Source organism: Flavobacterium daejeonense DSM 17708 (genome assembly GCF_000425425.1).
GTDB lineage: Bacteria > Bacteroidota > Bacteroidia > Flavobacteriales > Flavobacteriaceae > Flavobacterium > Flavobacterium daejeonense.
The window spans coordinates 23,975-50,904 of sequence record NZ_AUDK01000013.1 but is presented as its reverse complement, the minus strand read 5'-3'; the positions used below and the strand labels follow the sequence as shown (position 1 = coordinate 50,904).

Genomic DNA, 26,930 nt, shown 5'->3' with positions numbered 1-26,930 from the left:
GTTATTATAGAGAATCAACTGTCAACTATCAACCGATAACTGACAACTAATTACTGCGCTTCCATATCAACAGTGGTCTTCTCAGCGATTGCTTTGTAAGTTCCGTTAGTTAATTTCTCACGGATAGCTTCAAAAGCAGTTAATGTTTCCTCTATATCAGCTAAAGTATGAGAAGCCGTAGGAATCATTCTCAACAAGATAATTCCTTTTGGAATTACCGGATAAACCACGATTGACAAGAAAATACCGTAATTCTCTCTCAGGTCATTTACCATTACCATCGCTTCAGGAATACTTCCTTTAAGGTAAACCGGTGTAATACAAGTATTCGTATCACCAATATCAAAACCTTTTACTTTCAATCCGTTTTGCAACGCATTTACATTTTCCCAAAGTTTATCTTTAATTTCAGAAGACTGACGCAATAATTCCAAACGTTTCAAAGAACCTAATGTTTGAATCATTGGTAATGCCTTAGCAAACATTTGCGAACGCAAGTTGTATTTCAAATAATCAATCACATCTTTATCAGCTGCTACGAAAGCACCAATATTAGCCATTGATTTAGCAAAAGTCGAGAAATAAACATCAATTCCGTCCTGACAACCTTGCTCCTCACCTGCTCCGGCACCTGTCTTTCCAAGTGTACCAAAACCATGTGCATCGTCAACCAAAAGACGGAAATTGTATTTCTCTTTCATAGCTACAATTTCTTTTAATTTCCCTTGTTGCCCGCGCATTCCAAAAACACCTTCTGTGATGAATAAAATTCCTCCTCCGGTTTCTTTAGCCATTTTAGTAGCACGTTGCAGGTTTTTCTCCATACTCTCTAAATCATTGTGCTTGTAGGTAAAACGTTTACCCATGTGCAAACGAACACCGTCAATAATACAGGCGTGAGAATCCACATCATACACAATAATATCATTCTTAGACACCAAAGCATCAATGATAGATACCATTCCCTGATAACCGAAATTCAACAAATAAGCCGATTCTTTCATCACAAATTCAGCCAATTCTCTTTCTAATTGCTCATGATAAGTAGTGTGCCCACTCATCATACGCGCTCCCATTGGGTAAGCAGCTCCAAACTGAATTGCAGCATCTGTATCTGCTTTACGAACCTCAGGGTGATTAGCTAAACCTAAATAATCATTCAAACTCCAGTTCAAAATATCTTTTCCGCCAAACTTCATTCTTGGACCTAATTCTCCTTCCAATTTTGGAAACACAAAATATCCTTCTGCCTGTGAAGCCCATTTTCCTAACGGTCCTTTGTTGCTTTGAATCCTTTCGAATAAATCTTTTACCATAATATATCCAGTAATAATTTTAATTTTAAGAGGTTGCAAAAATAATTATTTATATTTTATAAAGGTCTCCAAAGCCAAATTATTTTCAGGAGCTATACTCTCTTATAGGCTTTATTCCCTCCAATGAAAAATTATAATGAAAAAACATTGTATTATTTGTAAGAAAAAATAAATATATTTGAAAAAGAATAATGCGAAAAATACTTTCGTCAATCTACCCAATTGTAGGTGTATATTACGAAGGTTTGTTTCGTGTATAAATAAGTTAGCAACAACTGTAATAGAAACTTATGAATTTTAGATTTACCGAATTTGGTTTTATAAATGCACTTTATTCATTAATTCCTATCTTTCCAATTTTCACATTATTTCCAGGCATACTTACTGCTATGGGAATACAAAGTTTTACTAATAACTGCGAAACAGGCTATAAAATAGTTCTTTGGACTTCAATACTATTAAGTATTTTATTAATTACTATTTATACCTATAAAATTGACAAAATTTCTTTTAAATCAGAAAAACACATTAAATATAATTTTAGATTTTGGAATTTAATACTTTACACTTTAATAAACACATTAGGTTTAATCCTAATTATAGGCATTAATTTAGCTTGCAATGGAGACGGACAGACTGCATTAGCTTGTATTATGTCTGGACCTATTGCAAGTTTAACACTCATTGGTTTTGGACTATTAATAGATCTAAAACTGTATTTAACCTAATATTGAAATTAAAAAAACCAGATAGTGCAGAATTACATTCCGTGCCTTAAATTAGAAATGAGCGATGTGCTCACACAAACAATATGAGACAATTATTACTTTCGATTTTATTTACAGGCTGTTTTTTAAACGGCTATTCACAGGATACAATAAGACAATATTTAAAAAATGATTTTACTATAACCGTTAAAGATTCGGCGGTGATGATTCGGGAAATTATTACCCACAAGAATTATTATGCGATGACTCACTTTGATATGCAGGGCAGCGAATTAAACTATAGCGAATTTAAATCCTTAGAAACTTTAATCCCACACGGTTTGGCAAAACATTACTATGATCCAGGAGCCATTTATTCCACAGGCAACTATTTTAATGGAAAATTAATGGGAAAATGGCTGTATTATGATATCAATGGAGTTATTGATACAGTTACATATCAACCTCTGGATTATTACAAAAAAAATTCAGAATACAGTTCTGATATAACAAAATTAAAAAAACCTTCAGCAGAAATTGAAAAAAGAGTAAGAAGATCGATTTTTTGCTTTTTAAGAAATCATTTTCATCTAGCTGCAAGATTAAAAAATTTAAATCAGGATATAACTTTTACTTTTAAAACAATTATCGACTTAGACGGTAAACTAAAAAATATCGAAATACTTAGTACGAATAATGAAGACTTACAGATAGAAGTCTACAGGGTTTTATCAATGTATAAATGTGATTTTGAAATAAAGAAAGCCTTTGAAACCAATTTATTTTATAAACATACAGAATCTTACACCTTTAACAATGGTTTTAATGCCTGTATTGACAATATGCCTCAATTTCCTGGAGGTACTGATAGGCTAAACCATTACCTTGCAAATTCATTTAAATATCCTTTAGAAGCTAAAAAATTAGATCTTAAGGGAAAAGTTTATATTAGCTTTGTTGTCGATAAAACAGGAAAAATAACAGATATTAAGATAATAAAAAGCCTTCATTTCCTTTTAGATAACGAAGCCATAAGATTGGTTAAATCAATGCCTGACTGGATACCCGGCACTCAAGATGGCAAACCTGTAAATGTTATGTATACGCTTCCCATAAATTTTGAATAAACTAAAATCTAAATACCGCAAAGTTGTGAAAATTTGTGGTATTTTTTTCCACTCACGCTCGTACAAACATCCAAACAAATTGATATCCAAACAACTTCAAGAATGAAAATTTTAAAATCCCCCGCTACCGCACGAACAATGTTATTAAGTTAAGCTTTTTGTCGTCACTTCGAGTGATTTTAAATAATAATGCGGTAGCTTTATTATTTAAAATTGTATCGAGAAGTCTTGTTTAAACTAGAGTTCTCGATACTGCTTACGATTTTCTATCGCAAATTGTAAACCAATAACAGGACTAAAAATGAGCTGTAAATCTATTTTAGGATTAAGTATAAATATGTAAACTTTTTTTAGGACGAGACAGACATTGACCGCACGAATCCTTTCGTGTGGTAGATTTTTAAATAAAAATAAAGTTTCCTCCCCAATCTGATTCTCGTTTGTAACGAGAACCTACTTACTTATTAAAACAAAATAAAGCGTTTGCAACGCGACTCATGTACAGCTAAATAATTTAGCAATGTGATTGCTTCGTCTCTCGCAATGACTCCATTCAATAAAATATAATACTACTAATACAAAGCAATATCATATAATCAAATTCAAAAATCTGCCAAAATCGGCTAAATCTGCGTGCTATACTATAAAATTTGAGCACTTTTAAAAAGCTGTCAAATTTACTTAGCCACAAAAAGCGGTACTAAAAACAATATAAAGCCTTAAAAAGTTGTACTTTTAAAAGGCTTTTTTTTTGATAGTAACAGAACCTAAAAAACAACCCCATGAATACCGAAGAATTAAAAAAAATACAGGAACCCCTAAAAGAAAAATACCGCAACCAACCCGAAACTGCCATCATCACCCTCAAAGCCGAGGGAAAAATTGGCGATGGTATTTCCTGTAAAGTTGCCACCGGAAAAGCACTGGTCGAAGCCGGACTTCATCCCGCTACCGGAGGAAACGGCGCACTGGCCTGCTCAGGCGATATGCTTCTGGAAGCCTTAGTCGCCTGTGCCGGCGTGACACTAAATGCCGTTACTACTGCAATTGGTCTCGAAATCAACGATGCCGTTATCAAAGCCGAAGGCGATTTGGATTTTCGTGGTACTTTGGGCGTTTCCAAAGAAGTAAATGTCGGTTTTCAAAGTATCCGTCTTAACTTCAAAATTGACAGCAATGCCACTCCCGAAGAGCTTCAAACACTCCAAAAATTAGCCGAAAGATACTGTGTGGTTTACCAAACACTCGTAAAAGGCGTTCCGGTTGCCACCACTTTTCAATAGCCGTTAAAATCAAATTCTAAAAATGAATAATACCAAAGTTTACAAAATGGCTTTTGCCTCCGTTTATCCGCATTATATTGCTAAAGCCGAAAAAAAAGGACGCAGCAAAGAGGAAGTAGATGAAATTATTTTTTGGCTCACCGGATATAACGAACAGAATTTACTACAAATTCTTGACCACAAAACTGATTTTGAAACTTTCTTTGCAAAAGCACCTCAAATCAACCCTAATGTTTCCAAAATTACAGGAGTCATTTGCGGTTACCGTGTGGAAGAAATCGAAGACAAACTCATGCAGCAAATTCGCTATCTGGACAAACTCATTGACGAATTAGCGAAAGGAAAATCAATGGAAAAAATTTTAAGAAAATAACTCCCTTTTTAGGAGGCAAAAAAAAAGGTATTAACAAAACTTTAAAGACAGTGCAGGACATTTTCACGCTTAAGAATTACTATCTTTAGGGCACAAACACCATATTTATGTCACAAAACAATAAAGAACTCAAACTTGCTGTTCTTATAGATGCCGATAATGTACCCTACAGCAATGTCAAAGGAATGATGGAAGAAATTGCCAAATACGGTACACCCACAACCAAACGTATTTATGCCGACTGGACCAAACCCAATGCCAACGGCTGGAAAGGCGTTTTATTGGAACACGCCATTACTCCTATTCAACAATACGGCTATACCACCGGAAAGAACTCTTCCGATTCGGCACTAATTATCGATGCGATGGATTTGTTATATTCCGGTAAGTTGGACGGATTTTGCATTGTTTCCAGCGATTCTGATTTTACCCGTCTGGCCACCCGATTGCGCGAATCCGGCATGAAAGTCATTGGAATTGGCGAACAAAAAACACCAAAACCCTTTATTAGTGCCTGTGATCGTTTTATCTTCATCGAAGTTTTAGACGGTGCTATTAAAAAGAAAAAAGCAACTAAATCGGTTATGGATTCTAAAAAACCGGTTGAAAAAACCACGACAACTAAAACTGCTGAAAAACCAACTCAAAAACCTTTAAATAAAATTGACGAACCTACTATCGAACTCATCGAATCGACCATTGAGGATCTTGCCGACGATGACGGCTGGGCATTCCTGGGCGATGTAGGAAACTTAATTGTCAAGAAAAAACCCGAGTTTGACCCCCGAAATTATGGCTTTTCCAAACTCACCCCGATGCTGAAATCCCTAACAGATATTTTAGAAATCGACGAAAGAGATTCAGACAAAAAAGGCATCAAACACGTTTATGTACGTCTGCTTTTCAGCTAAAAATAACATACAAAATTGTTTTTACAGACACTTACAACATTTTTATCATGAGAAAAGAATTTTTTATCATCGGAACAGGATTATTTATTCTTAGTCTTGCCGCTCATTTTTTATTCAAAACCAGCCTGTTAATTGCGATTTTTATTTTCATCTTATTAATCATCGGTGTTTTTAACAGCTTCCAGCACAAACATGCTATCCTTAGAAATTTTCCGGTTCTAGGCTATTTCCGATATGCTTTTGAAGAAATTGCTCCGGAAATCCAACAATATTTTATCGAAAGAACCACCGACGGAAAACCTTTCTCCCGAAACGAACGTTCACTGGCCTACCAACGTGCCAAAAATGTGGGTGGAACCACTCCCTTCGGAACACAATTAGACATTAACACCTCCACTTACGAAGGCCTAAAACATTCTATTTTTCCGGCTCACGTGAATGAAGAATTACCTCGTGTAACTATTGGCGGAGCCGATTGCCAACAACCTTATTCGGCTTCTTTATTGAATATTTCAGCCATGAGTTTTGGTTCTTTGAGTGAAAATGCCATTATGGCGCTCAACAAAGGGGCGCAAAAAGGAAACTTCTACCACAACACCGGCGAAGGAGGATTGACCAAATACCATTTGCAAGGAGGTGATATCACTTGGCAAATTGGAACTGGTTATTTTGGTTGTCGTAACGACGAAGGTAATTTTGATGCCGAAAAATTCAAAGAAAAAGCCAATCTTCCAAGTGTAAAAATGATTGAAATCAAATTGTCTCAAGGTGCTAAACCCGGTCACGGAGGCGTTTTACCGGCTGCCAAAAACACCGAAGAAATTGCCCGAATCAGAGGTGTAAAACCGCATACAACGATTCTTTCGCCACCATGTCATACGGCTTTCAATTCGCCAAAAGGTTTAATCGAATTTGTGGCTCATTTAAGAGAACTGGCTCAGGGAAAACCTATTGGATTCAAATTATGCATCGGGCAAACCGAAGAATTTGAAGCCATTTGTCAGGAAATGATTTTGCAAAATTGCTATCCTGATTTTATTACTGTCGATGGTGCCGAAGGCGGAACAGGAGCTGCTCCTTTGGAATTCTCAGACGGTGTAGGAATGCCGTTAGAACCCGCTTTAATTTTTGTAAACAAAACTCTGATTCGATTAAATCTCAGAGATAAAATACGCATTATTTGCAGCGGAAAAATCATTTCGGGTCATGCTATTTTAAAAGCAATTGCCCTGGGTGCCGATTTATGCAACAGCGCCCGCGGTTTTATGTTTTCATTAGGTTGTATTCAGGCCTTGCGTTGCAATACCAATAATTGTCCGGTGGGTGTGGCTACTCAGGACAAAATGCTCATTAAAGGCCTATCGGTTACCGATAAATTTGAAAGAGTGTATCAGTTTCACAAAAATACGCTTCATGCCACCAATGAATTACTGGCCGCTGCAGGAAAAACAAGCTATCAGGAGGTAGACGCTTCCATATTTATGCGAGGAGATGAATTTACCCATCTTTCCGATTTATATTTCCCAAATAACTTAACAAATGTAACCAAGCATTAAAAAAAGGAGGGCTATTAAAGCCCTCCAGTATTGGTTTTGATTTACTATTCTCAACTTATAATTAACTAAATGCTGCTGATGATTGTGTTTTCATTTTTCTACCCAAATTAACATACACAAGTAATGAATCAAAACCACAGTATAAAGTTACGATTTTAATTTGAATAAATACAAATTATTTCAACATTTTTAAACCATAAACAATTAATTACCAATAATTTAAGATTAAAAACAAACCACTAATAATCTCTATCAGTTTATTCATCAAAACATCAAAAAACATATAAAAAATGCAACTTGTTTTCGCTTCTAACAATAAAAATAAAATCAAAGAAATTCAGGAGTTACTTCCCGCTTCAATAGAAATTTTAAGTCTGGAATCCATAGGCTGTCATGAAGAAATTCCGGAAACTGCCAATACTATTGAAGGCAACGCTATTCTAAAAGCAAATTATGTGACTGAAAAATACGGCTACAATTGTTTTGCCGACGATACCGGACTGGAAATTGATGCTTTGAATGGAGAGCCGGGAGTTTTTTCAGCCCGCTATGCAGGTGAGCAAAAAAATGCCGAAGATAATATGAATAAAGTACTGAACGCCTTAAACAACAACAATAACAGAACAGCACAATTTAAAACGGTTATCGCCTTAAATCTTAACGGAAGCCAACAATTATTTACCGGCATTGCCAAAGGAAAAATTACCACAGAAAAATCAGGAAATCAGGGTTTTGGTTATGATCCGATTTTTCAACCGGAAGGTTTTCAGGAAACTTTTGCCGAGTTGTCTTTAGAAACAAAAAATAAAATCAGCCATCGCGGAAAAGCAACCCAATTACTAATCTCTTTTTTAAACGAATTAAAATAACTGTCTAAAATCCAAGCTTTTATTCATTTTTTCAAAAAGCAACCGGCTTATTTACAGTCAAAAATCAAAAAACAGCCTGTCTAATTTCCGGCTAAAAACATAACTTTCTGATAATCAAAAGATATTAAATCAGTAAAACTTAGAAATGCATTAGTTTATGTCGATTTTTCGCAGTAATTTTGCGCCCTATTTTAAAAAGACATAATGAATAAATTTGAACAATTAGGATTGAGTGAATCGTTACTGAAGGCGATTAAAGATCTAGGATTTGAAAATCCGTCGGAAGTACAGGAGAAAGCGATTCCCCTATTATTGGAAAAAGATACAGATTTAGTTGCGTTGGCTCAAACGGGGACCGGGAAAACAGCAGCTTTTGGTTTTCCAGTTATTCAGAAAATTGATGCTGACAACAGAAATACACAAGCGTTAATTTTATCTCCAACAAGAGAGCTTTGTTTACAAATTGCTAACGAACTTAAAAACTACTCTAAATACGAAAAGGGTATCAATGTAGTTGCCGTTTACGGTGGTGCCAGCATTACCGAACAAGCCAGAGAAGTCAAAAGAGGAGCACAAATTATTGTAGCTACACCAGGCAGAATGCAGGATATGATCAACAGAGGTTTGGTTAATATCACACAAATTGACTACTGCATTTTGGACGAAGCAGACGAAATGTTGAACATGGGATTCTATGATGATATCGTAAACATCCTTTCAACAACCCCAGACGAGAAAAACACATGGTTGTTTTCTGCTACCATGCCGGCAGAGGTTGCCCGAATTGGAAAACAATTCATGAGCAATCCCGAAGAAATTACGGTTGGAACCAAAAACTCAGGTTCAGCTACAGTTTCTCACGAATTTTACTTAGTAAATGCTCGTGACCGTTACGAAGCCTTGAAACGTTTAGCGGATGCTAATCCGGATATCTTTTCTGTAGTTTTTTGCAGAACAAAACGTGACACACAAGCTATCGCTGAAAAATTAATCGAAGACGGATACAGCGCTGCTGCTTTGCACGGAGATTTATCTCAGGCACAACGTGATGCGGTAATGAAATCTTTCCGCGGAAGACAAATCCAAATGCTTGTTGCTACCGATGTGGCTGCTCGTGGAATTGACGTTGACAATGTAACTCACGTAGTAAACTACCAATTACCGGACGAAATTGAAACCTACAACCACCGTTCAGGTCGTACAGGACGTGCAGGTAAATTAGGAACGTCTATCGTAATTGTAACGAAAAGTGAATTGCGCAAAATTTCTTCTATCGAAAGAATCATCAAACAAAAATTTGAAGAAAAATCTATTCCATCCGGAATCGAAATCTGCGAAATTCAATTATTACACTTAGCTAACAAAATCAAAGATACTGAAGTAGATCACGAAATTGACAACTACTTACCGGCTATCAACGATGTTTTGGAAGGTCTATCGAAAGAAGAATTGATTAAGAAAATGGTTTCGGTAGAATTCAACCGTTTTATTAATTATTACAAAAAGAACCGAGACATTTCAGTTTCCGGATCGGACAGACGTGAGCGTAACAGCGAACGTGCGCCAAGAGAAAACAACAACGGTGGTGCAACGAGATATTTCGTAAACATTGGTTCCAGAGACAACTTTGACTGGATGTCTTTGAAAGATTATTTGAAAGAAACCTTAGACTTAGGCCGTGATGACGTATTTAAAGTAGATGTAAAAGAAGGATTCTCTTTCTTTAACACTGATGCGGAACACACTGACAAAGTAATGGACATTTTAAACAACGTACAATTAGAAGGACGTCGTATTAATGTTGAAATTTCTAAAAATGACGGTGGCGGAAGACGCGATCATAACGGAAGAAACTCTGGTGGAAGACGTGATGGCGGAAGACGCGAAGGTGGTTTTAGAAGTGAGAGAAGAGAAGGCGGATTCAGAGGCGAAAGAAGCAATTCCCGAAGAGAAGGTGCTTCCGACAGAGCTCCAAGACGTTCAGAAAGCTTTGGTGACTCACCAAGACCTAGAAGACCACGAAGAGACTAACAAGCCCTTGTTAATTTTCTTATAATTAAAATAATAAACTACAAAATATTTAAAGCCGTTTTATTACTTTTAGAGTTTTAAAGCCGTTTATGAAATATTTTGTAGTTTTTTTATTTTTAGTCCTGGCTATACCTACATTAGCTCAGGAAGCAATTTCTTCTCAAAAAGTAACAGGTTATGTTTATAACGACAACAGCAAAGCGCCTTTGAGCGGCGTTAACGTTATCAACATCAACAAAGTAAGAGGTGCTATCACCGACTCCAAAGGATATTTCGAAATTGACGTTCATCCGACCGACACCCTGCATTTTACCCTTTTAGGATTTCAATCCTTAAGAGTAAAAGTGACTAATGACTGGATAAAAAATAAAGTTGCCAAAATTTTCCTGACCGAAAAAGCTATTGCACTGGAAGAAGTTGTCATTCGACCTTTTAACCTAACGGGCTATTTGGAAGTAGATTCCAAAACCATTCCTATTAACAAAAACTACCAATACAATATTTCGGGATTAAACAGTGGTTACGAAGCCGGAGAATATTCTCCCGGAGCTTTCGGGAAAGTATTGGGTTCTATTTTCAACCCTGCCGATATGTTGTACAACTTCTTCGGAAAAAAAGGTACTGAGTTGAAAAAACTCAAAGAAATGAAGAAAGACGACACGGTTAGAAATCTTTTGGAATCTAAATTTGACCGCGAAACGCTGGCTGTTTTATTAGGAATTGACAAAAAAGAAATCCCCGAAATTCTGCAACGATGCAACTATTCGGAATCTTTTATTCAAACCGCAAACGACCTTCAAATTATGGATGCCATAAGCGGTTGCTATGAGCAATATAAAGTTTTAAAGAAAAAATAAACCGTATTCCAGTTGCAGTTATCCGTTTTTAACTGAATACTGCAACTGAACACTAAATACTATTTAACCGGAATATTAGCCAAAACTTCCACTAAAAACTTCCAGAACTTTTGGGCAGAAGAAATACTCGCTCTTTCATCCGGAGAATGAGCTCCGTGAATGGTTGGTCCAAAGGAAATCATATCCATTTCCGGATAAATTCCGCCAAGAATTCCACATTCTAAACCGGCATGACAGGCAACCACTTTAGGTTTTTTGCCATTTAATTTTTCATAAATAGGAACCAAAGTTTTCAAAATTGCCGAATCCGGATTAGGTGCCCATCCCAGGTAAGAACCTGAAATTTCAACTTCACAGCCCATCAGCTCAAAAGCCGAACGCAATTCGTTTGCCAAATCAAACTTCGCCGATTCAACCGAAGAACGTGTCAAACATTGAATCGTTAATTTTCCTTTTCCAAGACTTACTTTGGCAATATTATTAGAAGTTTCAACCAAGTTTTCAAAATCGGCACTCATTCGATGAACTCCATTGGCAGCCGCAGCCATAGAACGCACAAAATAATATTGCGCCATCGATGGCATCACCTTAGCAGGCGCTTTTTTTAATTTTTCGAAACTAATTTCTAAATTCGGCTCGGTAGTTTTTAACTCTGCTTTAATTTCGTTTACAATTTGTTGCATATCAAACTCAAAGGCTTCATCATAAACCGAAGCAATAATCACTTTAGCCACACTTTCACGCGGAATAGCATTACGCAAACTTCCGCCCTGAATTTCCGAAATCTGCAAACCAAAATTATCAAATCCGTCAAATAACAAACGGTTCATTATTTTATTGGCATTTCCTAATCCTTTATGAATATCCATCCCGGAATGCCCGCCTTTTAAACCTTTTACGGTAATTTGATAGCCTATCGAATGCTCCGGAGTTTCTTCTTCATCATACTCGGCTTCAGCAGTAACATCTACTCCTCCGGCACAACCTATATCTATTTCGTCATCTTCTTCGGTATCCAGATTCAACAAAATTTGCCCTTGCAGCACTCCTGCTTGTAAATTCATCGCTCCGGTCATTCCGGTTTCTTCATCAATAGTAAACAAAGCTTCAATAGCCGGATGCGCAATAGTTGTACTTTCTAAAACAGCCATAATTGCAGCAACTCCTAAACCGTTATCAGCTCCCAGAGTAGTTCCTTTAGCACGAACCCAGTCACCATCAATATACATTTCGATGCCCTGCTTTTCAAAATCAAAAACGGTATCAGCATTTTTTTGATGTACCATATCCAAATGTCCCTGCAAAACCACCTTTTTGCGATTTTCCATTCCTGCAGTTGCCGGTTTGCAAATAATTACATTGTGAACCGCATCTTCAATAACTTCCAACCCTAGTTTTTCACCAAAATCTTTAATAAATGCCACTACTCTTTCTTCTTTTTTGGAAGGTCTTGGTACGGCATTCAAATTAGCAAAATTATTCCATAATGCCTTTGGTTCTAAATTTCGTATTTCCTGACTCATATTTTAATTTGAATTTGTAATAATTAAAGACTCAAAGTTACAAAGATTAAAAGCCTTTTTTCTCATTAAACCGAATATTATAATATATTTACAAGACTATAAAATTTCAATTTTGAAACGAAAATACATCCTGCCATTTTTATTAATTATTCAAATTCTAATTCTTAAAATACTTCCATTTTTCCCGGAAGCAGTAGAACACTATTATAGTAATGGATTGTACCCTGTTCTATCAAAATTCTCCAGAATTATTTTAGGATGGATTCCGTTTTCGGTTGGCGATATTTTCTATTTTATTTTGATTTTCTTAGCCGGAAAATGGCTTTGGAACCATAGATCCCGAAATATCGGGAGAAAAACCAATTGGAAAGACTCCTTTTTATCCGTTTTAAGTGTGCTTTCGGTGTTTTACTTTTTCTTTCATTTTTTGTGGGCACTAAATTATTACCGCATGCCTCTATTTGAAAAAATGAAAATTGAAAGGGATTATTCAGATGCGGATTTGTATTTTTTTACCAAAAAAATCATTGCCAAAACCAATGAAATTCACTCCCAAATTACCAAAAACGATACGCTGAAAGTCCGCTATCCTTATTCTGACGAAGTTACTTTTTCCAAAAACGTAAATGGTTATCAAAAACTGGCCGAAACTTATCCTTTTTTTACTTACCAAAATTTAAGTATCAAAAAATCGCTTTTTAGTTTGCCGCTCACTTACATGGGATTTGGCGGTTATTTGAATCCGTTTACCAATGAAGCGCAGGTAAATGATTTAATGCCTAAATACAATTTACCCACCACCAGTTGCCACGAAATGGCGCATCAAATGGGTTATGCCAGCGAAAGCGAATGCAATTTCATCGGTTTTTTAGCTTCGGTAAATAATGAGAATTTGTATTTTAAATATTCCGGCTACAGTTTTGCGTTGCGTTATTGTTTAGCTAATTGGCAAATGAGAGATGAAAAAATTTATCTAAAATTATTAAAAACGGTTCATCGGGGAATTATCAAAAACTATATCGAAAGCGAACAATTCTGGATGGAATATGAAACCCCGATTGAAAAAGGTTTCCATGCTTTTTACGACCGTTATCTTAGAATCAATCAACAAAAAGACGGCATGGACAGCTACAGTAAATTTATCGATTTGTTAATCAATTATTCTAAAAAGAAATCTTTGTAAACTAAGAATCAATTTCCCATTGACGCAATTTGTTCAACTCTTCCTGCTCTTCTAATTCTTCAATTGGGATTACTTTTAAAAAAGAAGGATGTTGCTCAATGGCATATTCTATTTTCTCAACAATATCTTCAATAGTTTCATTGTCATAATCAAACTCCAAAGGTTCTTTGATAATGAAAGATTGCAAAATGTCTTTCTTTTTCATCCGGATTCCTTTTCGGTCAAAAGAACGTCTGAAACCATCAATAACTATAGGAACAACAATGGGTTTATGTTGTTTAATAATATGAGCTGTTCCTTTACGAACCGGCTTAAAAGAACGGGTAGTTCCCTGAGGGAAAGTAATTACCCAGCCATCGTCGAGTGCTTTTTTAATATTTTCGGTATCATTGGGGTTTACCGCTCTTTTTTCAGTCACATCAACGCCTTCAGAACGCCAGGTTCTTTCCACCGGAATGGCTCCGGCATAAGACAAAATTTTTGGCAATAAACCGGAACGCATGGTTTCTTTGGCCGCCACATAATAAATATTCATTTTAGGCTGCCACAAATAACCAATATTTTTTATTGAATCGATTCGACCACTTAAACTCGCATTAAACACGTGAAACATCGCCACTACATCGGCAAAATAGGTTTGATGATTGGAAATAAACAAAACATTGGTATCGGGTAAATTCCGAATAATCTCCGAACCTTCAATTTGTAAATCATTAAAACCGCGGTAACGCCTATGCGTAAAACTCCCAAAAATACGGATTAACCATTTTTTCAGGAATAAAATATGTCCGAACGGATTTCTTTTAAAGAGTTTCATAAACGCTGTTTTCTTGTTCAAAATTTGAAAGCGAAGCCACAAAAATAACATTTGTGTGTTTAAATCCAAAGCTTAGCCATTAATCCTTAATCATTTGTAAAAATAGAATTCACCACATCTTTTAATTCACTAAGCATCATGGCTGTGGCACCCCAAACCACATGATTATCAATCTTAAAAGCCGGAACTTCGATACTTCGGGCGTAGGAAGTCGTAAGCGTTTCATAACCTACAATTGCATCATTTCGGAAATCAGCCAAAGGCAATTCGATAATAGCCGTCACTTCTACCGGATCGGGAACAAACTGAATTTCTTCTTTACAAATTCCTAAAAAAGGATGCACCATAAAATTACTGGGCGGAATGTATAAAGAACTAAATGCTTTTATAATTTCAATTTTATCACGGCTGACGCCAATTTCTTCCTCGGTTTCCCGCAAGGCTGTAGTTTTCAAATCGGCATCTTCAGGTTCAAACTTTCCTCCGGGAAAAGCCACCTGATCCGAATGCACGCCTTTATAGGAATTACGAACAATTAGAACCAAATGCGTTTCACCATTTTTAGGATAAAAAAGCATGGTTACTGCGGCTTCCTTTGGATTTTTATCTTTCAAATTTATTTTCGACAAAAGTTCTTTACGCTCAAAAGGCATCATCTTTTCATGCGAAACCGAAGCCGAAAGCGGTGCGCCAACTAATGCAGGGATAAATTGTAAAAAATATTGAAAATCCATAATCAAAAGCTATTTTTGCAAAACATTATATAAATATACTTTAGAAAACCACTTCGCACAAGTTTTCTAACACCAAAGCATCTAAAATGTACAGTAAAGAAGAAACACAACGATTAAAAAGGGAATTCTGGGTCGCTTTTGCCGAAAAATATCCAAGAAAATGGTTATTGTATGACACAAAAATCAAAGATTTCTCTTTTAAATTTTTTGTAGATAATAAAAAAGCTCAGGTTCTTATTGACATCGAACCTCGTAATAACGAAAAAAGAACGGCTTATTTTGAAAAATTGCAAGCTTTAAAAAACATTCTCGAAGAAGAATTCATCAGCGATTTGGTTTTTGAAAAAGACTATGTTTTAGACAGCGGTAAAACCATCAGCCGCATTTGGGTAGAAAAATCAGGCGTTGGCTTCAGTAACCGCAACAACTGGGATCTTATTTTTGACTTTTACAATGAAAAAATGGATGCTTTAGAGCGTTTTTATCTGGAGTATGATGAATTTATCAAGGATATTGAGGTTGAGTAGGTACAACTTTACATCGTAAAGATATTATAAACAATCACATGATCGGGATAAGTGATATACAATTGCTTTCGGTTGTCTTGTTTTTTACGGGTGATAATGGACACGGTACAATCGACTCCGTCATTATCCCGGCAAATGAAGGAATACACCAAATCAGTTTCCGATTCTGATTCCGGTTGGTAGGTAAGGATTTCATACAATTGAATGTTGCGGGAATAAATCAAAAATCGGTTTTTATCGGTATCCAAAGTAACCAAAATGTTTACCAAATTCAAATCAGACCATTTGCCCCATTTGCCTTTTTCATTTCTTTCCAAAACACTAAAACCGGAAGTTCGGAATTTATACGTTTGGCTGTAGGATTGCTGCATTCCTATTCCTAAAAAAAGTAAGCATAGATACAGGCATTTTATTTTTGTCATTTGAAATCTCATTATTAAAAAATTTGGGACACTTTCTTTTTGGCTAACTGATACTCCTGCATCATATCGAAAACAATCGCTTCCGCCGATTTTATTTCGTGAATTAATCCGGCAATCTGACCTATTTCTAATTCGCCTTCGGTTAAATCTCCTTCAAAAATTCCTCTTTTGGCACGCGCTCTTCCTAATAACGCAGCTAAGTCCTCTTTTGTTGGACATTTGGCATATAATTCCTGAATATCATCAAAAAATTTGTTTTTTATCAGGCGCACCGGCGTCAATTCTTTCAGGGTTAATTGCGTTCCTCCTTCTTTAGTATTCAAAATGACCTGCTTGAAATTTTCATGTGCCGAAGATTCTATCGAAGCCGCAAAACGACTTCCCACCTGAACCCCATCGGCACCTAAAATCATAGCGGCCAGCATTCCGTTTCCATTAGCAATTCCACCAGCTGCAATAATAGGAATTTTTATTTGTTCTTTTACCATCGGAATCAAAGTAAAAGTAGTTGTTTCATCCCGCCCGTTATGTCCTCCGGCCTCAAAACCTTCTGCTACAATGGCATCCACTCCGGCTTCCTGAGCTTTTAGCGCAAATTTGGTACTGCTCACCACATGCACAACGGTAATGCCGTGCTCTTTTAAATAGGGTGTCCAAGTCATCGGATTTCCGGCAGAAGTAAATACAATCTTCACCCCTTCCTCCACTATGAGCTGCATGATTTCCTGAATATTGGGATACAACATTGGAATATTAACACCAAAAGGTTTCGAAGTCGCTTTTTGACATTTTTGAATATGTTCCCGCAACACTTCCGGATACATGGAACCGGCGCCAATTAAACCCAACCCCCCGGCATTGCTTACTGCGCTGGCTAATTTGTTACCACTAACCCAAACCATTCCCGCCTGAATAATGGGATATTGAATATCAAAAAGTGCTGTGATGCGATTCATAAACTTTTAATTTTTAATCACTTTTCCTTCTTTCGAAAAAAGTTCCGATTGAATTTTATAAAAATAAATACCATTACTCAAAGTTTCTACCGAAAAAGCAGACTCTGTTTCCTTTATCTTTTTTTCAAAAATTTGTTGTCCTAATGCATTAAAAAGCCAAATCGTAACTGAATTAAAATTAGGTGGAAAATGAATCGAAAACAGATCAGCGGTAGGATTAGGATAAGCAACAAAATATTCAAATTGCTGCTTTCTTACATTATTTCCATTATTCAGTGCCCAATTAAAATCGGGGATTCCATAACCGTAATTATTATTCGGACTGGCATATAAATTTGATGACTGCAAGACTAAATCTCTAATTTCCTGATTGCTCACATCTGGATAAGCCTGCCACAAACAGGCTAACATTCCGGAGATAATGGGTGCTGAAAAAGAAGTTCCATTGGAATACACTGGATTTCCATTTTCATCCGATACAATTATATTTTGACCTAAAGCCATCACATCCGGTTTCATCCTACCATCGCTTGTTGGCCCAATCGAACTAAAAGCTGCTTTTTGCTGATTTGCATTAACAGCTCCTACTGTAATTACCGAAAAAGCATCTGCGGGAACACTGATATGGGGTTCTGACGTATTTCCTTCATTGCCCGCTGAAACAACAACTAACATTCCGCGACTAAAGGCAATTTCTGTTCCTTTGGAAATAAAAGCGGTTATACCATCTCTTTCACTATAAGTTAAATTATAGGCCGGATTATCGAAGTCTGAATACCCCAAAGAAGTATTGATAATATCCACACCTAAACTATCCGCTTTTTCGGCTGCCTCAACCCATAAGGACTCCTCAACCGGATTCTCTGAAGCAGAATCTTCGGTGACAAACAAATAATAAGAAGCATCAATAGCGGTCCCAATCAAAGCATTCTCCGTATAAGCCGCCATAGTGGACAACACATTCGTTCCATGCGTATCATGCGCATACAAACTATTGTCACGGGCAACAAAATTATAACCTCCGAGAATTTGGTTATTTTCTCTTATTCTTTTAAAAGCAGGAGCACTATCAACCCCTAAAAAACCGGCATCCAAAACTGCTATAATTTTACCCGAACCTTTATAATTTTGCTGGTGCAAATACTGTCCGTTTAGCATTTCTATTTGCGTAGCAAAAGCGGTTGTTGCTAAAATTGATTTCTCTTTCTTTTGTTTATTGGTTTTATTCAAAACAACATTCCCTTCCGAAACTATTTTAGCCGAATTATTTAAAGATTTATCCGCAAAATCTATTTGAGCTACAAAATCATATTGTTGCAAACTATTAATTGCCGTTTGTGAGCCTCTTACATGTATCGCATTCATCCATTTGGACTTTGCCATGACTTTTATGCCTGTAACCTTATTCACAATCGCAACAAAATCCTGATTTATGGGAATATCTTTGAAATCCAAAACTATGTTTTGTCTGGCTCTTCTATCCAAAGCCCGTTGCGAGAGCATTTCTAACGGATTATTGTAAAAATAGGATTCATTAGCTTTGCTTTTAAAATACACCCAGGCATCCTGTTGCGAAAAAACAAGAAGCGGGATTAGTACAAAAAACGACAAAGCAATTTTCTTCATAGTTTCGGCAAATAAAAAAGTGATTAACTCATTTTGAATTAATCACTTAAATATATTGTTTATTTTTTGAAACTACAACTACGAAATCACTCCCGAACCTATTAATTCGTCGTCAAGATACCAGGCTACAAATTGTCCTTCGGTTATGGCCGATTGTGGTTCATCAAAAGAAACATACAATCCCGACTCAAATTGATGCAAAGTAGCGTCCTGCAAAGCCTGACGGTAACGGATTCTGGCTTTTACTTTCATCGTTTCTCCGTCATTCAAAGTCATATCTTCGCGAATCCAGTGTACTTCTGATTGTTCTACAAACAAAGCTTTTCTGAACAATCCCGGATGATGGCTACCCATTCCGGTATAAATCACATTCGATTCCACATCAGTTGCAATGACAAACAAAGGTTCCACCGTTCCTCCTACATTCAATCCTTTTCGTTGTCCGATAGTAAAATAATGTGCTCCCTGATGTCTTCCCACCATTTTCCCCATCTCCGGAGTATATTCAATTGGACTTGCTTCTAAAGATAAAATTTCTTCATCTGTCAATCCTTTTGGAATTCCAATATTATAAACCGAATTGTCTTTATCAATCTGAACAATTACACCCGCTTTAGGTTGTAATTTTTGTTGTAAAAATTCCGGCAGACGTACTTTCCCAATAAAACACAATCCTTGCGAATCCTTCTTTTCGGCGGTAACCAATTCCATTTCGGCGGCGATTTCGCGTACCTGAGGTTTTGTTAATTCTCCAATTGGGAAAAGTGACTTAGCCAGTTGTTCCTGTGACAGTTGACATAAGAAATAAGACTGATCTTTGTTGTTATCCACTCCCGAAAGCAATTGGTAAACCGTTTCCCCATTTACCTCAGTTTCACTTTTTCGGCAATAATGTCCGGTAGCCACATAATCAGCTCCCAAACTTAAAGCTATTTTCATGAAAACATCAAATTTTATTTCGCGATTACAAAGTACGTCAGGATTTGGAGTTCTTCCCTTTTCGTATTCGTTGAACATATAATCAACGATTTTTTCTTTGTATTGCTCACTTAAATCAACGGTTTGAAACGGAATCCCTAACTTTTCGGCTACCAACAAAGCGTCATTACTGTCTTCTAACCACGGACATTCGTTTGAAATCGTTACCGAATCATCATGCCAGTTTTTCATAAAAAGACCTATCACTTCATAGCCCTGTTGCTGCAATAAATAAGCCGCAACACTCGAATCTACTCCTCCGGAAAGTCCAACTACAACACGTTTCATTCTAAAAATTTGTTTTTTTTATGGCTGCAAAGGTACGAAGTTTTTAAACGATTTTATTCATTACTGAATTTCGTGTTTGCGATTCAAAAAATTAGTTCGTTTTTACAGCATTTTTTGTTTTCGGATAACTCATATTCTCTTCCTTAGTCAACTTTCCGCTTTCAAAAAATTGCCAAATCCCCACTTTCTTTCCGTTTAGAAATTTTCCTTTGGAAACAACATTATTATCTACATCACGAAAGATGGCTTCTCCGTCGTATTGGTTGTTTTTAAAAGTAGCTTCTTCCAAAACAATTCCTTTTTCAGAATATTTTTTTGAGCTTCCGCTTTTTAAATTGTTTTTATAATAAGTTTCTTCGGCAATTTTTCCGCTCGGAAAATAAACCGAACGTAAGCCTTCCAATTTTCCGTTTTTGTAATTTTCAATCGTCATAACGGTTGTAGCCGCCTGATGGTAATATTTCCATTCGCCTTCAAACAATTTATTAACGACCTTTCCTTCGCTAACTTTATTTTTTTGCTGATCATAAAAAACCGTGTAAGCCACATTATCATTAGGATTGAAGGTTCGGGTTGCAATTACGGTTCCGGCTTTCGTATCATCATAAAACTTAAACTCGCCAATTTCTTTTCCTTGTGAAAAAGTTCCTTCATAACGCAATCTTTTAGACTCCGGATAAAAGCCTTTCCACAAGCCGTCTTTTTTACCATTGGCATCCAGATTATTAAAAGCATTCTGCGCCTGAAGATTAAAAATTCCGAAGCAGATAAAGGCCAACCAGCTTATCTTTTTTATCAGTCTCATAAAATTATTTTTTGTAACTAAAACGATTCTTTTGAATACAAAATTATATTTAAATCAAAAAATCCCGTCCCGATAGCTATCGGGACGGGATTTTTTGAATCTGAAATTTATTTCTTCTTTCTTTGAGCTTTCATGGCTTCCTGTTGCTCCATAGCTTCCTGAAGTCTTTGTTGAAACTTACTTTGTTTCTTTGGCTCTTTTTTCTTGTTTTCCTGAATTTCGGCGTGAATTTTATCACTGTCAATGATGTAATTTTTAATTACTAACATGATTCCGATTGTAATCGTATTTGAAATAAAATAATACAAACTTAATCCTGACGCGTAACTGTTGAAGAAAAACAACATCATTAATGGCGAAATGTACACCATAATTTTCATCATTTTAGCCATATCCGGCATTCCTTCCTGTTGTGGTGTTGCCATTTGTTGGTCTCCTGTTGTCATTTTCATATAAAAGAAAATGGCAATCGAAGCTAAAATTGGGAACAAACTCACGTGATCTCCGTAAGCAGGAATATGGAACGGCAATTTATACACCGAATCAAATGATGATAAATCATCTGCCCATAAGAATCCTTTATGTCTTAATTGAATTAAGGCTGGAAATAACTGGAATAAGGCGTAGAAAACAGGCATTTGCAACAAACCGGGCACACAACCCGCCATAGGATTTACTCCGGCTTTATTGTAAAGTTTCATCGTTTCCTGTTGTTTTTTCATTGGCTCATCTTTGTATTTTTCACCAATTTCAGTAATCTCAGGACGCAATACTTTCATCTTAGCCTGAGACAAAAACGACTTATAAGTTACCGGCGACATTACTAATTTCACCAAAATAGTAAACAACACAATCGCCCATCCCTGAGAAATAAACATACTTAAAAAACCATAAGCAGGAATGAAAAGATAACGGTTAATCCAACCGAATATCCCCCAACCCAAAGCTACGATGTCTTCTAAATTTCTATCGTAAGATTTTAATAATTTATAATCTGTAGGACCATAGTACCAATTCATTTTTTGGTCAATCTCTCCGTTTTTGAAAGCCAATGGCACGACAGTTTTAAACTGTTTCGTAAAAATAGTATCCTTGTCGGTATCATTTACCAAATTATTAGAATACAACTCAACGGTTTTAAACGGCTGTTCTGTCAATAAAATTGACGAGAAAAAGTGTTGCTTGTAAGCTACGTAAGAAACCTCTTCAACAGTTTCCGTTTTATCGTGTCCCTGACCTAAATAATCTTTCTTACCATCTTCATATTCGAAATACAATTCAGAATAACGATTTTCATAAGAAACACTTTTTTCATTAGCATAGGTTTTAAAATCCCATTCTAACTGCAATGGTTTATTGGTTTTTAAAATAGTATTCAACCCTTGTGTCTGAATATCAAAATCCAACATATAATCTTCAGCTTTCAAAACATATTTATATGCTAAATAGGCATTTTCAGAAGCTTTCAATTTCATTGTCAAAATTTGGTCTACCCCATTTTTTGTCAATGTTGGCTCAAAATAAAGGTCTTTAGTATTTAAAGTATGATTATCAGCAGTGGCTAATTGCAAATTAAATTGCGCATTGTTGTCTTTAATCAATTGTACCAATTGACCGGAACCTTTTTTGGAACGTTCAAAATCTTTTAATGTAGCCTCAACGATATAACCACCTTTGTTAGCAATAGTAAGTTTTACTAATTTATTTTCAATAGTAGTAAATTCGTCTTTAGCCGATGGTAAAGTAGCTGAATATGCAAAACTCCCTAAGCTTTTTTGCAATTGGGTTAATTGTAAACTATCATTAGCTGTTCCGGAAACGGAGCCGATTTTAGCTGCACTTTCCTTAACTTTTGAATCTTTAACAACCAATTCTTTTTTGGCTTTTTCTGCCGCAATTTCTGCATCAGAAGGTTTGTTTTGATACATTATCCAAAGTAATATACCGAAAATCAATATAAAACCAATCAGCGAATTGGGGTCAAACTTTTTTTCTTCCATTTTTAATTTAAATTATTTTTCCAGACTTATCGTCTAAATTATTTAAGATTTCATTTTCAGAAAACCCTTATTTCTTTCTTGCTTTTACAGCTGCAGCCACAAAATTCACAAAAAGAGGATGCGGATTAGCTACTGTACTCTTGTATTCCGGATGGTATTGTACTCCAATAAAGAACGGATGATCTTCAATTTCTACAATTTCTACCAATCCTGTATCCGGATTTATTCCTGAAGCTTTTAAACCTGCTTTTTCTAATTCAGCCGTGTAAGCACTGTTAAACTCATAACGGTGACGGTGACGCTCAAAAATTGTGGTTTCACCATAAATTTGATAAGCCAAAGTATCCGGTTTGATTTCACATTTCCAGGCTCCCAAACGCATAGTTCCTCCTTTGTCGGTCACATTTTTTTGTTCTTCCATTAAGTTTACAACCGGATGAGGCGTTTGTTCGTTCATTTCGGTAGAATTTGCCTCAGCATATCCTAACACATTTCTGGAATATTCAATAACCGACATTTGCATACCTAAACAAATTCCGAAGAATGGAATTTTGTTTTCACGGGCATAACGCACCGCTGTAATTTTTCCTTCGATACCTCTTTCTCCAAATCCCGGAGCTACCAAAATAGCATCGATATCACTAAATTTATCAGCAACATTTTCGCTGTCAATATATTCAGAGTGGATAGAAACTACGTTTACTTTAGTTTCATTAGCCGCACCGGCATGAATAAAGGCCTCTAAAATAGACTTGTAACAATCCTGCATTTCTACATATTTCCCAATCAAACCAATGTTTACAGTATGTTTTGGGCTTTTTAATCTTTTTAAGAAAGTATTCCAGGTTTTTAAATCCGGAGCCGCTTTTTTAGGTAAATCTAATTTTTTCAAAGCAACCACATCCAGACCTTCTTCCAACATTAAGTTTGGCACTTCATAAATAGTTGAAGCATCGATAGACTGAATAACAGCTTCTCTTTTTACATTACAGAACAAAGCTAATTTTCCTCTTAAATCATTCGAAAGTTCATGTTCTGTTCTACAAACTAAGATATCAGCTTTGATTCCGCTTTCCATCAAAGTCTTCACAGAGTGTTGTGTAGGTTTTGTTTTTAACTCCCCTGCAGCAGCCAAATAAGGCACTAAAGTAAGGTGAATTACAATTCCGTTATTTTCTCCTAATTCCCAAACTAATTGACGAACCGACTCGATGTAAGGCAAGGATTCGATATCACCAACAGTTCCTCCAATCTCTGTAATTACGATATCATAATCACCAGATTTTCCAAGAATTTGGATTCTGTCTTTAATTTCATTCGTGATATGAGGTACAACCTGAACCGTTTTCCCCAGAAACTCCCCTCTTCTTTCTTTCTCAATAACCGAAAGATAAATTCTACCGGTTGTTACGTTATTAGCCTGAGAAGTTGGAACATTTAAGAAACGCTCATAGTGACCTAAATCCAAGTCTGTTTCTGCTCCGTCATCAGTTACATAACATTCACCGTGCTCATAAGGATTCAAAGTTCCCGGATCAACATTAATATAAGGATCAAATTTTTGAATAGTTGTTCGATACCCTCTCGCCTGTAATAATTTTGCTAATGATGCCGCTATAATTCCTTTTCCCAAAGAAGAAGTAACCCCTCCAGTAACAAAAATATATTTTGTTTGATTCATGTTGTTCTAGTTTGTATTGTAGTTGTGTAAAAAACGTGGCAAAAATACGATTATAAATTTAGATTATGCTAATTTGGAAATGAGATAATTTCTAAAATTGACATTTGTCAACTCAAAAAGAAAAACCTCATTAATTTTGTAATTAATGAGGTTTTGGATACCTTTTTTTAATATTTCGTATCAATTCTTCTAATCCGTTTAATTTTAATTCATAAACCAACTGAAGTTGTTGTCCTAATTCTCCTTTTGGAAAGCCTTTATTGTGATACCAAACCACATAATGCTCAGGCAAATCTATCAAAAAACGACCTTCATATTTTCCAAAAGGCATTTGCGTATAAGCCAGTTTTATCAGCTGTTTTTGATAAGCATCCATAAAATTAATTCGCAACTTTCGCAGTCAAATCACTGTCATAATACAATATATAAACCCCTTCATTAGCATAACCTTCCCCTTCTTTTTTGTAATACTGAAACTTATTCTCAAACTGCTGTGTAGCGACCGCATTTACAGTTTCTTCGAAAGATTTATTTTGCATCAAACGCATCATCGTATCAAAAGTAACATCAAAACCTCTGGTTGCATAATCACTTGGCGCTATCGAATTTAACTTTCTGAATTTATTTCCAAAAACCAATCCTTCAGGCGATGTATTATCTCTTGTTACCGAAGGATACATCAATTTCAACTTAACCAAATTAGCAAAACTAATTTCATCCGAATCCAAAGTATCATTTGGCTCCAGCATCACCAATTGCACCTGATAAGCAGGCATCGCACTCAGCATCGCTGCAATAGTTGTTTTTATCATCCAGGTATTCGCCGTTTCCATCACCACATAATTCATCGCATTAGGAAGCAACATCACTTTCAAAGCTTCCGCTGAAACTGTTCCGTTAGCATTCAATGGAACTAATCTCACGTCTTTTTGATTTTGATTCAAATACTGAATAACTGAAGTTTTCTTTTTATCCACAACCGCAACTACATTTCCTCTTTTAGCCCTCATAAAATCAAACATTTTAGTTCTCAACACATCATTCGAAGGAACCGTCTGATATAAATTTGCTATTGGATTTCCGGCGTCTTTAGACAAAGGCGAAATCACCGGAACATTATTTGTCGCTAACAAACGAGCAGTTGCCTCGGCATTATTTTGATAAAAAGGTCCAATAACCGCATCTGCTGTTTGCAAATTATTCGCACTTACTATAGAAGCGACATTGGAACCGTATTTTGTTTCCTCCGAATCATAAATACTTACATCGATTGGCAATCCCATGGTTTTAGCCGAATCAATCGCCATCAAAGCACCAGCATAAAAATCCAGAGTCATATTCAAAAATTTATCTTTTTTCAAACGTGCTGCAACTGAATTTACCGTATCTCCCTGAACTCTGGAGATATTAAACGGCAACAACAAAACTAATTTTCTACGTCCCGAAAAATTAGTTTTCGGAGTTAAATCATCATACACTTTAGTATCCGAAACACTTGAAAAAGCAGTATTTGCAGGCACTTTTATATGCATTCCAATTTCAACTCCGTTTTTCAATTCAGGATTTAAAGCCAACAATTCCTCTTGAGTCATTCCTGCCATTTTAGACAAGCTGTACAAAGTTTCCTTTGGTTTTATTTCGTAATTTTTATATGGTGAATTTTCGAAAGCATTATTAGAAGTAATTTCTTTATCCTTAACCGGATTCCCTTTGATTAACAAATGATAGCCAATTGGCAAATTAGAAATAATTTCCGGATTTTTCTTTTCTAATTCCGCAATCGTAATTCCGTACTGTTTTGCAATGGAATACTTTGTTTCTTTAGGCTGAACATCATGAAAAACAGCTTTTTCAGCAGTTTTTATTACTCCTTTGGAAGGAATAATTAAAGTCTGTCCTATTTGCAAACCGTCTTTTTCTAAAAAAGGATTGGCTTTTTTCAAATCAGCATCCGAAACATTATACTTTTTTTCAATGCCAAATAACGTTTCCTTTGGCAAAACCTTATGCGTAATTTCGCCAGAATTAGCAATACTCCCAACTGTCGATTTAGACGGAATCAAAAGCACCATTCTCGGTTTTAACTTATCCTTAGCATCAGGATTAAGTTTGTAAATATCATAAGGCGTTACCTGATATTTCTTAGCTATTTCAGTAATAGTTTCTCCTCTTTCAACCTTGTGTGTTATCGTTTCCTGCGAAAACACATTTTGAGTAAACAACAAAAGCAAAAACCAAATGGCAAAAAAATACTTCATTCTATCGATTAATTAAAATTACTAGACTTAAAAAGAAAACGGTATCAAATTTTATTCTAAATCTGATACCGTTTTTATACTATTAGAAATACCCTTTAAGGT

Annotated in this window: 24 protein-coding genes; 11 read left to right on the top strand and 13 right to left on the bottom strand. The window is 35.9% G+C overall.

The genetic code is table 11. From position 1 onward, the window contains the following. Positions 1–50 precede the first annotated feature (50 nt). The gene (locus H599_RS0110285; RefSeq protein ID WP_026714061.1) at positions 51–1,316 is read right to left on the bottom strand and encodes an aminotransferase class I/II-fold pyridoxal phosphate-dependent enzyme; all 1,266 of its coding nucleotides are present in this window, start codon (positions 1,314–1,316) and stop codon (positions 51–53) included. Positions 1,317–1,606: 290 nt separating this feature from the next. Between H599_RS0110285 and H599_RS0110280 the strand changes: the two genes are divergently transcribed. From H599_RS0110280 to H599_RS0110240, 9 genes are all read left to right on the top strand, one after another. Beyond that, positions 1,607–2,044 (top strand): hypothetical protein, encoded by a 438-nt coding sequence (locus H599_RS0110280; RefSeq protein ID WP_026714060.1) that lies wholly within the window; start codon positions 1,607–1,609, stop codon positions 2,042–2,044. 83 nt (positions 2,045–2,127) lie between these two features. After that, the gene (locus H599_RS21095; protein WP_211253749.1) at positions 2,128–3,150 is read left to right on the top strand and encodes an energy transducer TonB; all 1,023 of its coding nucleotides are present in this window, start codon (positions 2,128–2,130) and stop codon (positions 3,148–3,150) included. A gap of 782 nt (positions 3,151–3,932) precedes the next feature. Further along, on the top strand, positions 3,933–4,433 hold the full coding sequence (locus H599_RS0110270) for an OsmC family protein (protein WP_026714059.1): 501 nt from the start codon (positions 3,933–3,935) through the stop codon (positions 4,431–4,433). 22 nt (positions 4,434–4,455) lie between these two features. After that, positions 4,456–4,806, top strand: a complete 351-nt coding sequence (locus H599_RS0110265; protein ID WP_026714058.1) for a DUF2200 domain-containing protein — start codon at positions 4,456–4,458, stop codon at positions 4,804–4,806. A gap of 107 nt (positions 4,807–4,913) precedes the next feature. Continuing rightward, on the top strand, positions 4,914–5,717 hold the full coding sequence (locus H599_RS0110260; protein WP_026714057.1) for an NYN domain-containing protein: 804 nt from the start codon (positions 4,914–4,916) through the stop codon (positions 5,715–5,717). Between the two features lie 47 nt (positions 5,718–5,764). After that, a complete protein-coding gene (locus H599_RS0110255; protein WP_026714056.1) occupies positions 5,765–7,273 on the top strand; it encodes an FMN-binding glutamate synthase family protein in 1,509 nt (502 codons plus the stop codon). A gap of 290 nt (positions 7,274–7,563) precedes the next feature. Next, the gene (locus tag H599_RS0110250) at positions 7,564–8,142 is read left to right on the top strand and encodes a non-canonical purine NTP diphosphatase (RefSeq protein ID WP_026714055.1); all 579 of its coding nucleotides are present in this window, start codon (positions 7,564–7,566) and stop codon (positions 8,140–8,142) included. A gap of 204 nt (positions 8,143–8,346) precedes the next feature. Then, positions 8,347–10,173: a DEAD/DEAH box helicase gene (locus H599_RS0110245; RefSeq protein WP_026714054.1), complete on the top strand. Its 1,827-nt coding sequence runs from the start codon at positions 8,347–8,349 to the stop codon at positions 10,171–10,173. 89 nt (positions 10,174–10,262) lie between these two features. After that, a complete protein-coding gene (locus H599_RS0110240) occupies positions 10,263–11,030 on the top strand; it encodes a carboxypeptidase-like regulatory domain-containing protein (RefSeq protein WP_026714053.1) in 768 nt (255 codons plus the stop codon). A 59-nt stretch (positions 11,031–11,089) separates the two neighbouring features. On the opposite strand, the gene H599_RS0110235 is transcribed toward H599_RS0110240, so the two are convergent. After that, on the bottom strand, positions 11,090–12,553 hold the full coding sequence (locus H599_RS0110235) for an aminoacyl-histidine dipeptidase (RefSeq protein WP_026714052.1): 1,464 nt from the start codon (positions 12,551–12,553) through the stop codon (positions 11,090–11,092). A 112-nt stretch (positions 12,554–12,665) separates the two neighbouring features. Between H599_RS0110235 and H599_RS0110230 the strand changes: the two genes are divergently transcribed. Then, positions 12,666–13,736, top strand: coding sequence for a DUF3810 domain-containing protein (locus H599_RS0110230; protein ID WP_026714051.1), 1,071 nt, complete (start codon positions 12,666–12,668; stop codon positions 13,734–13,736). A 1-nt stretch (position 13,737) separates the two neighbouring features. Here H599_RS0110230 and H599_RS0110225 read toward each other — a convergent pair whose 3' ends face one another. Together H599_RS0110225 and H599_RS0110220 are read right to left on the bottom strand one after the other, a co-directional pair. Next, complete coding sequence (locus tag H599_RS0110225) at positions 13,738–14,553, bottom strand: lysophospholipid acyltransferase family protein (RefSeq protein ID WP_026714050.1); 816 nt, start codon at positions 14,551–14,553, stop codon at positions 13,738–13,740. A gap of 86 nt (positions 14,554–14,639) precedes the next feature. Continuing rightward, the gene (locus H599_RS0110220) at positions 14,640–15,287 is read right to left on the bottom strand and encodes an NUDIX hydrolase (RefSeq protein ID WP_026714049.1); all 648 of its coding nucleotides are present in this window, start codon (positions 15,285–15,287) and stop codon (positions 14,640–14,642) included. 86 nt (positions 15,288–15,373) lie between these two features. On the opposite strand from H599_RS0110220, the gene H599_RS0110215 reads away from it, so the two are divergent. Then, complete coding sequence (locus H599_RS0110215; protein WP_026714048.1) at positions 15,374–15,814, top strand: DUF4268 domain-containing protein; 441 nt, start codon at positions 15,374–15,376, stop codon at positions 15,812–15,814. An 8-nt stretch (positions 15,815–15,822) separates the two neighbouring features. On the opposite strand, the gene H599_RS0110210 is transcribed toward H599_RS0110215, so the two are convergent. The 9 genes from H599_RS0110210 to H599_RS0110170 form a co-directional block, all read right to left on the bottom strand. Continuing rightward, complete coding sequence (locus H599_RS0110210; RefSeq protein ID WP_026714047.1) at positions 15,823–16,236, bottom strand: hypothetical protein; 414 nt, start codon at positions 16,234–16,236, stop codon at positions 15,823–15,825. A 14-nt stretch (positions 16,237–16,250) separates the two neighbouring features. After that, complete coding sequence (locus H599_RS0110205) at positions 16,251–17,192, bottom strand: NAD(P)H-dependent flavin oxidoreductase (protein ID WP_026714046.1); 942 nt, start codon at positions 17,190–17,192, stop codon at positions 16,251–16,253. Positions 17,193–17,198: 6 nt separating this feature from the next. Continuing rightward, positions 17,199–18,818: a S8 family serine peptidase gene (locus tag H599_RS0110200; protein WP_026714045.1), complete on the bottom strand. Its 1,620-nt coding sequence runs from the start codon at positions 18,816–18,818 to the stop codon at positions 17,199–17,201. 78 nt (positions 18,819–18,896) lie between these two features. After that, the gene (mnmA, locus tag H599_RS0110195) at positions 18,897–20,084 is read right to left on the bottom strand and encodes a tRNA 2-thiouridine(34) synthase MnmA (protein ID WP_026714044.1); all 1,188 of its coding nucleotides are present in this window, start codon (positions 20,082–20,084) and stop codon (positions 18,897–18,899) included. A gap of 91 nt (positions 20,085–20,175) precedes the next feature. Beyond that, positions 20,176–20,889: a toxin-antitoxin system YwqK family antitoxin gene (locus H599_RS19490; protein WP_035141443.1), complete on the bottom strand. Its 714-nt coding sequence runs from the start codon at positions 20,887–20,889 to the stop codon at positions 20,176–20,178. Between the two features lie 107 nt (positions 20,890–20,996). Then, positions 20,997–22,889, bottom strand: a complete 1,893-nt coding sequence (gene yidC / locus H599_RS0110185; RefSeq protein WP_026714043.1) for a membrane protein insertase YidC — start codon at positions 22,887–22,889, stop codon at positions 20,997–20,999. 67 nt (positions 22,890–22,956) lie between these two features. Beyond that, a complete protein-coding gene (locus H599_RS0110180; protein WP_026714042.1) occupies positions 22,957–24,570 on the bottom strand; it encodes a CTP synthase in 1,614 nt (537 codons plus the stop codon). 142 nt (positions 24,571–24,712) lie between these two features. Then, a complete protein-coding gene (locus H599_RS0110175; protein WP_026714041.1) occupies positions 24,713–24,946 on the bottom strand; it encodes a DUF3820 family protein in 234 nt (77 codons plus the stop codon). A gap of 4 nt (positions 24,947–24,950) precedes the next feature. Next, positions 24,951–26,828, bottom strand: coding sequence for a LysM peptidoglycan-binding domain-containing protein (locus H599_RS0110170; protein WP_026714040.1), 1,878 nt, complete (start codon positions 26,826–26,828; stop codon positions 24,951–24,953). Positions 26,829–26,930: the final 102 nt, after the last annotated feature.

Coding starts and splice junctions, on each gene's coding strand:
- H599_RS0110285 (WP_026714061.1), bottom strand. CDS start 1,316: ATGGTAAAAGATTTATTCGAAAGGATTCAAAGCAACAAAGGACCGTTA.
- H599_RS0110280 (WP_026714060.1), top strand. CDS start 1,607: ATGAATTTTAGATTTACCGAATTTGGTTTTATAAATGCACTTTATTCA.
- H599_RS21095 (WP_211253749.1), top strand. CDS start 2,128: ATGAGACAATTATTACTTTCGATTTTATTTACAGGCTGTTTTTTAAAC.
- H599_RS0110270 (WP_026714059.1), top strand. CDS start 3,933: ATGAATACCGAAGAATTAAAAAAAATACAGGAACCCCTAAAAGAAAAA.
- H599_RS0110265 (WP_026714058.1), top strand. CDS start 4,456: ATGAATAATACCAAAGTTTACAAAATGGCTTTTGCCTCCGTTTATCCG.
- H599_RS0110260 (WP_026714057.1), top strand. CDS start 4,914: ATGTCACAAAACAATAAAGAACTCAAACTTGCTGTTCTTATAGATGCC.
- H599_RS0110255 (WP_026714056.1), top strand. CDS start 5,765: ATGAGAAAAGAATTTTTTATCATCGGAACAGGATTATTTATTCTTAGT.
- H599_RS0110250 (WP_026714055.1), top strand. CDS start 7,564: ATGCAACTTGTTTTCGCTTCTAACAATAAAAATAAAATCAAAGAAATT.
- H599_RS0110245 (WP_026714054.1), top strand. CDS start 8,347: ATGAATAAATTTGAACAATTAGGATTGAGTGAATCGTTACTGAAGGCG.
- H599_RS0110240 (WP_026714053.1), top strand. CDS start 10,263: ATGAAATATTTTGTAGTTTTTTTATTTTTAGTCCTGGCTATACCTACA.
- H599_RS0110235 (WP_026714052.1), bottom strand. CDS start 12,553: ATGAGTCAGGAAATACGAAATTTAGAACCAAAGGCATTATGGAATAAT.
- H599_RS0110225 (WP_026714050.1), bottom strand. CDS start 14,553: ATGAAACTCTTTAAAAGAAATCCGTTCGGACATATTTTATTCCTGAAA.
- H599_RS0110220 (WP_026714049.1), bottom strand. CDS start 15,287: ATGGATTTTCAATATTTTTTACAATTTATCCCTGCATTAGTTGGCGCA.
- H599_RS0110215 (WP_026714048.1), top strand. CDS start 15,374: ATGTACAGTAAAGAAGAAACACAACGATTAAAAAGGGAATTCTGGGTC.
- H599_RS0110210 (WP_026714047.1), bottom strand. CDS start 16,236: ATGACAAAAATAAAATGCCTGTATCTATGCTTACTTTTTTTAGGAATA.
- H599_RS0110205 (WP_026714046.1), bottom strand. CDS start 17,192: ATGAATCGCATCACAGCACTTTTTGATATTCAATATCCCATTATTCAG.
- H599_RS0110200 (WP_026714045.1), bottom strand. CDS start 18,818: ATGAAGAAAATTGCTTTGTCGTTTTTTGTACTAATCCCGCTTCTTGTT.
- mnmA (WP_026714044.1), bottom strand. CDS start 20,084: ATGAAACGTGTTGTAGTTGGACTTTCCGGAGGAGTAGATTCGAGTGTT.
- H599_RS19490 (WP_035141443.1), bottom strand. CDS start 20,889: ATGAGACTGATAAAAAAGATAAGCTGGTTGGCCTTTATCTGCTTCGGA.
- yidC (WP_026714043.1), bottom strand. CDS start 22,889: ATGGAAGAAAAAAAGTTTGACCCCAATTCGCTGATTGGTTTTATATTG.
- H599_RS0110180 (WP_026714042.1), bottom strand. CDS start 24,570: ATGAATCAAACAAAATATATTTTTGTTACTGGAGGGGTTACTTCTTCT.
- H599_RS0110175 (WP_026714041.1), bottom strand. CDS start 24,946: ATGGATGCTTATCAAAAACAGCTGATAAAACTGGCTTATACGCAAATG.
- H599_RS0110170 (WP_026714040.1), bottom strand. CDS start 26,828: ATGAAGTATTTTTTTGCCATTTGGTTTTTGCTTTTGTTGTTTACTCAA.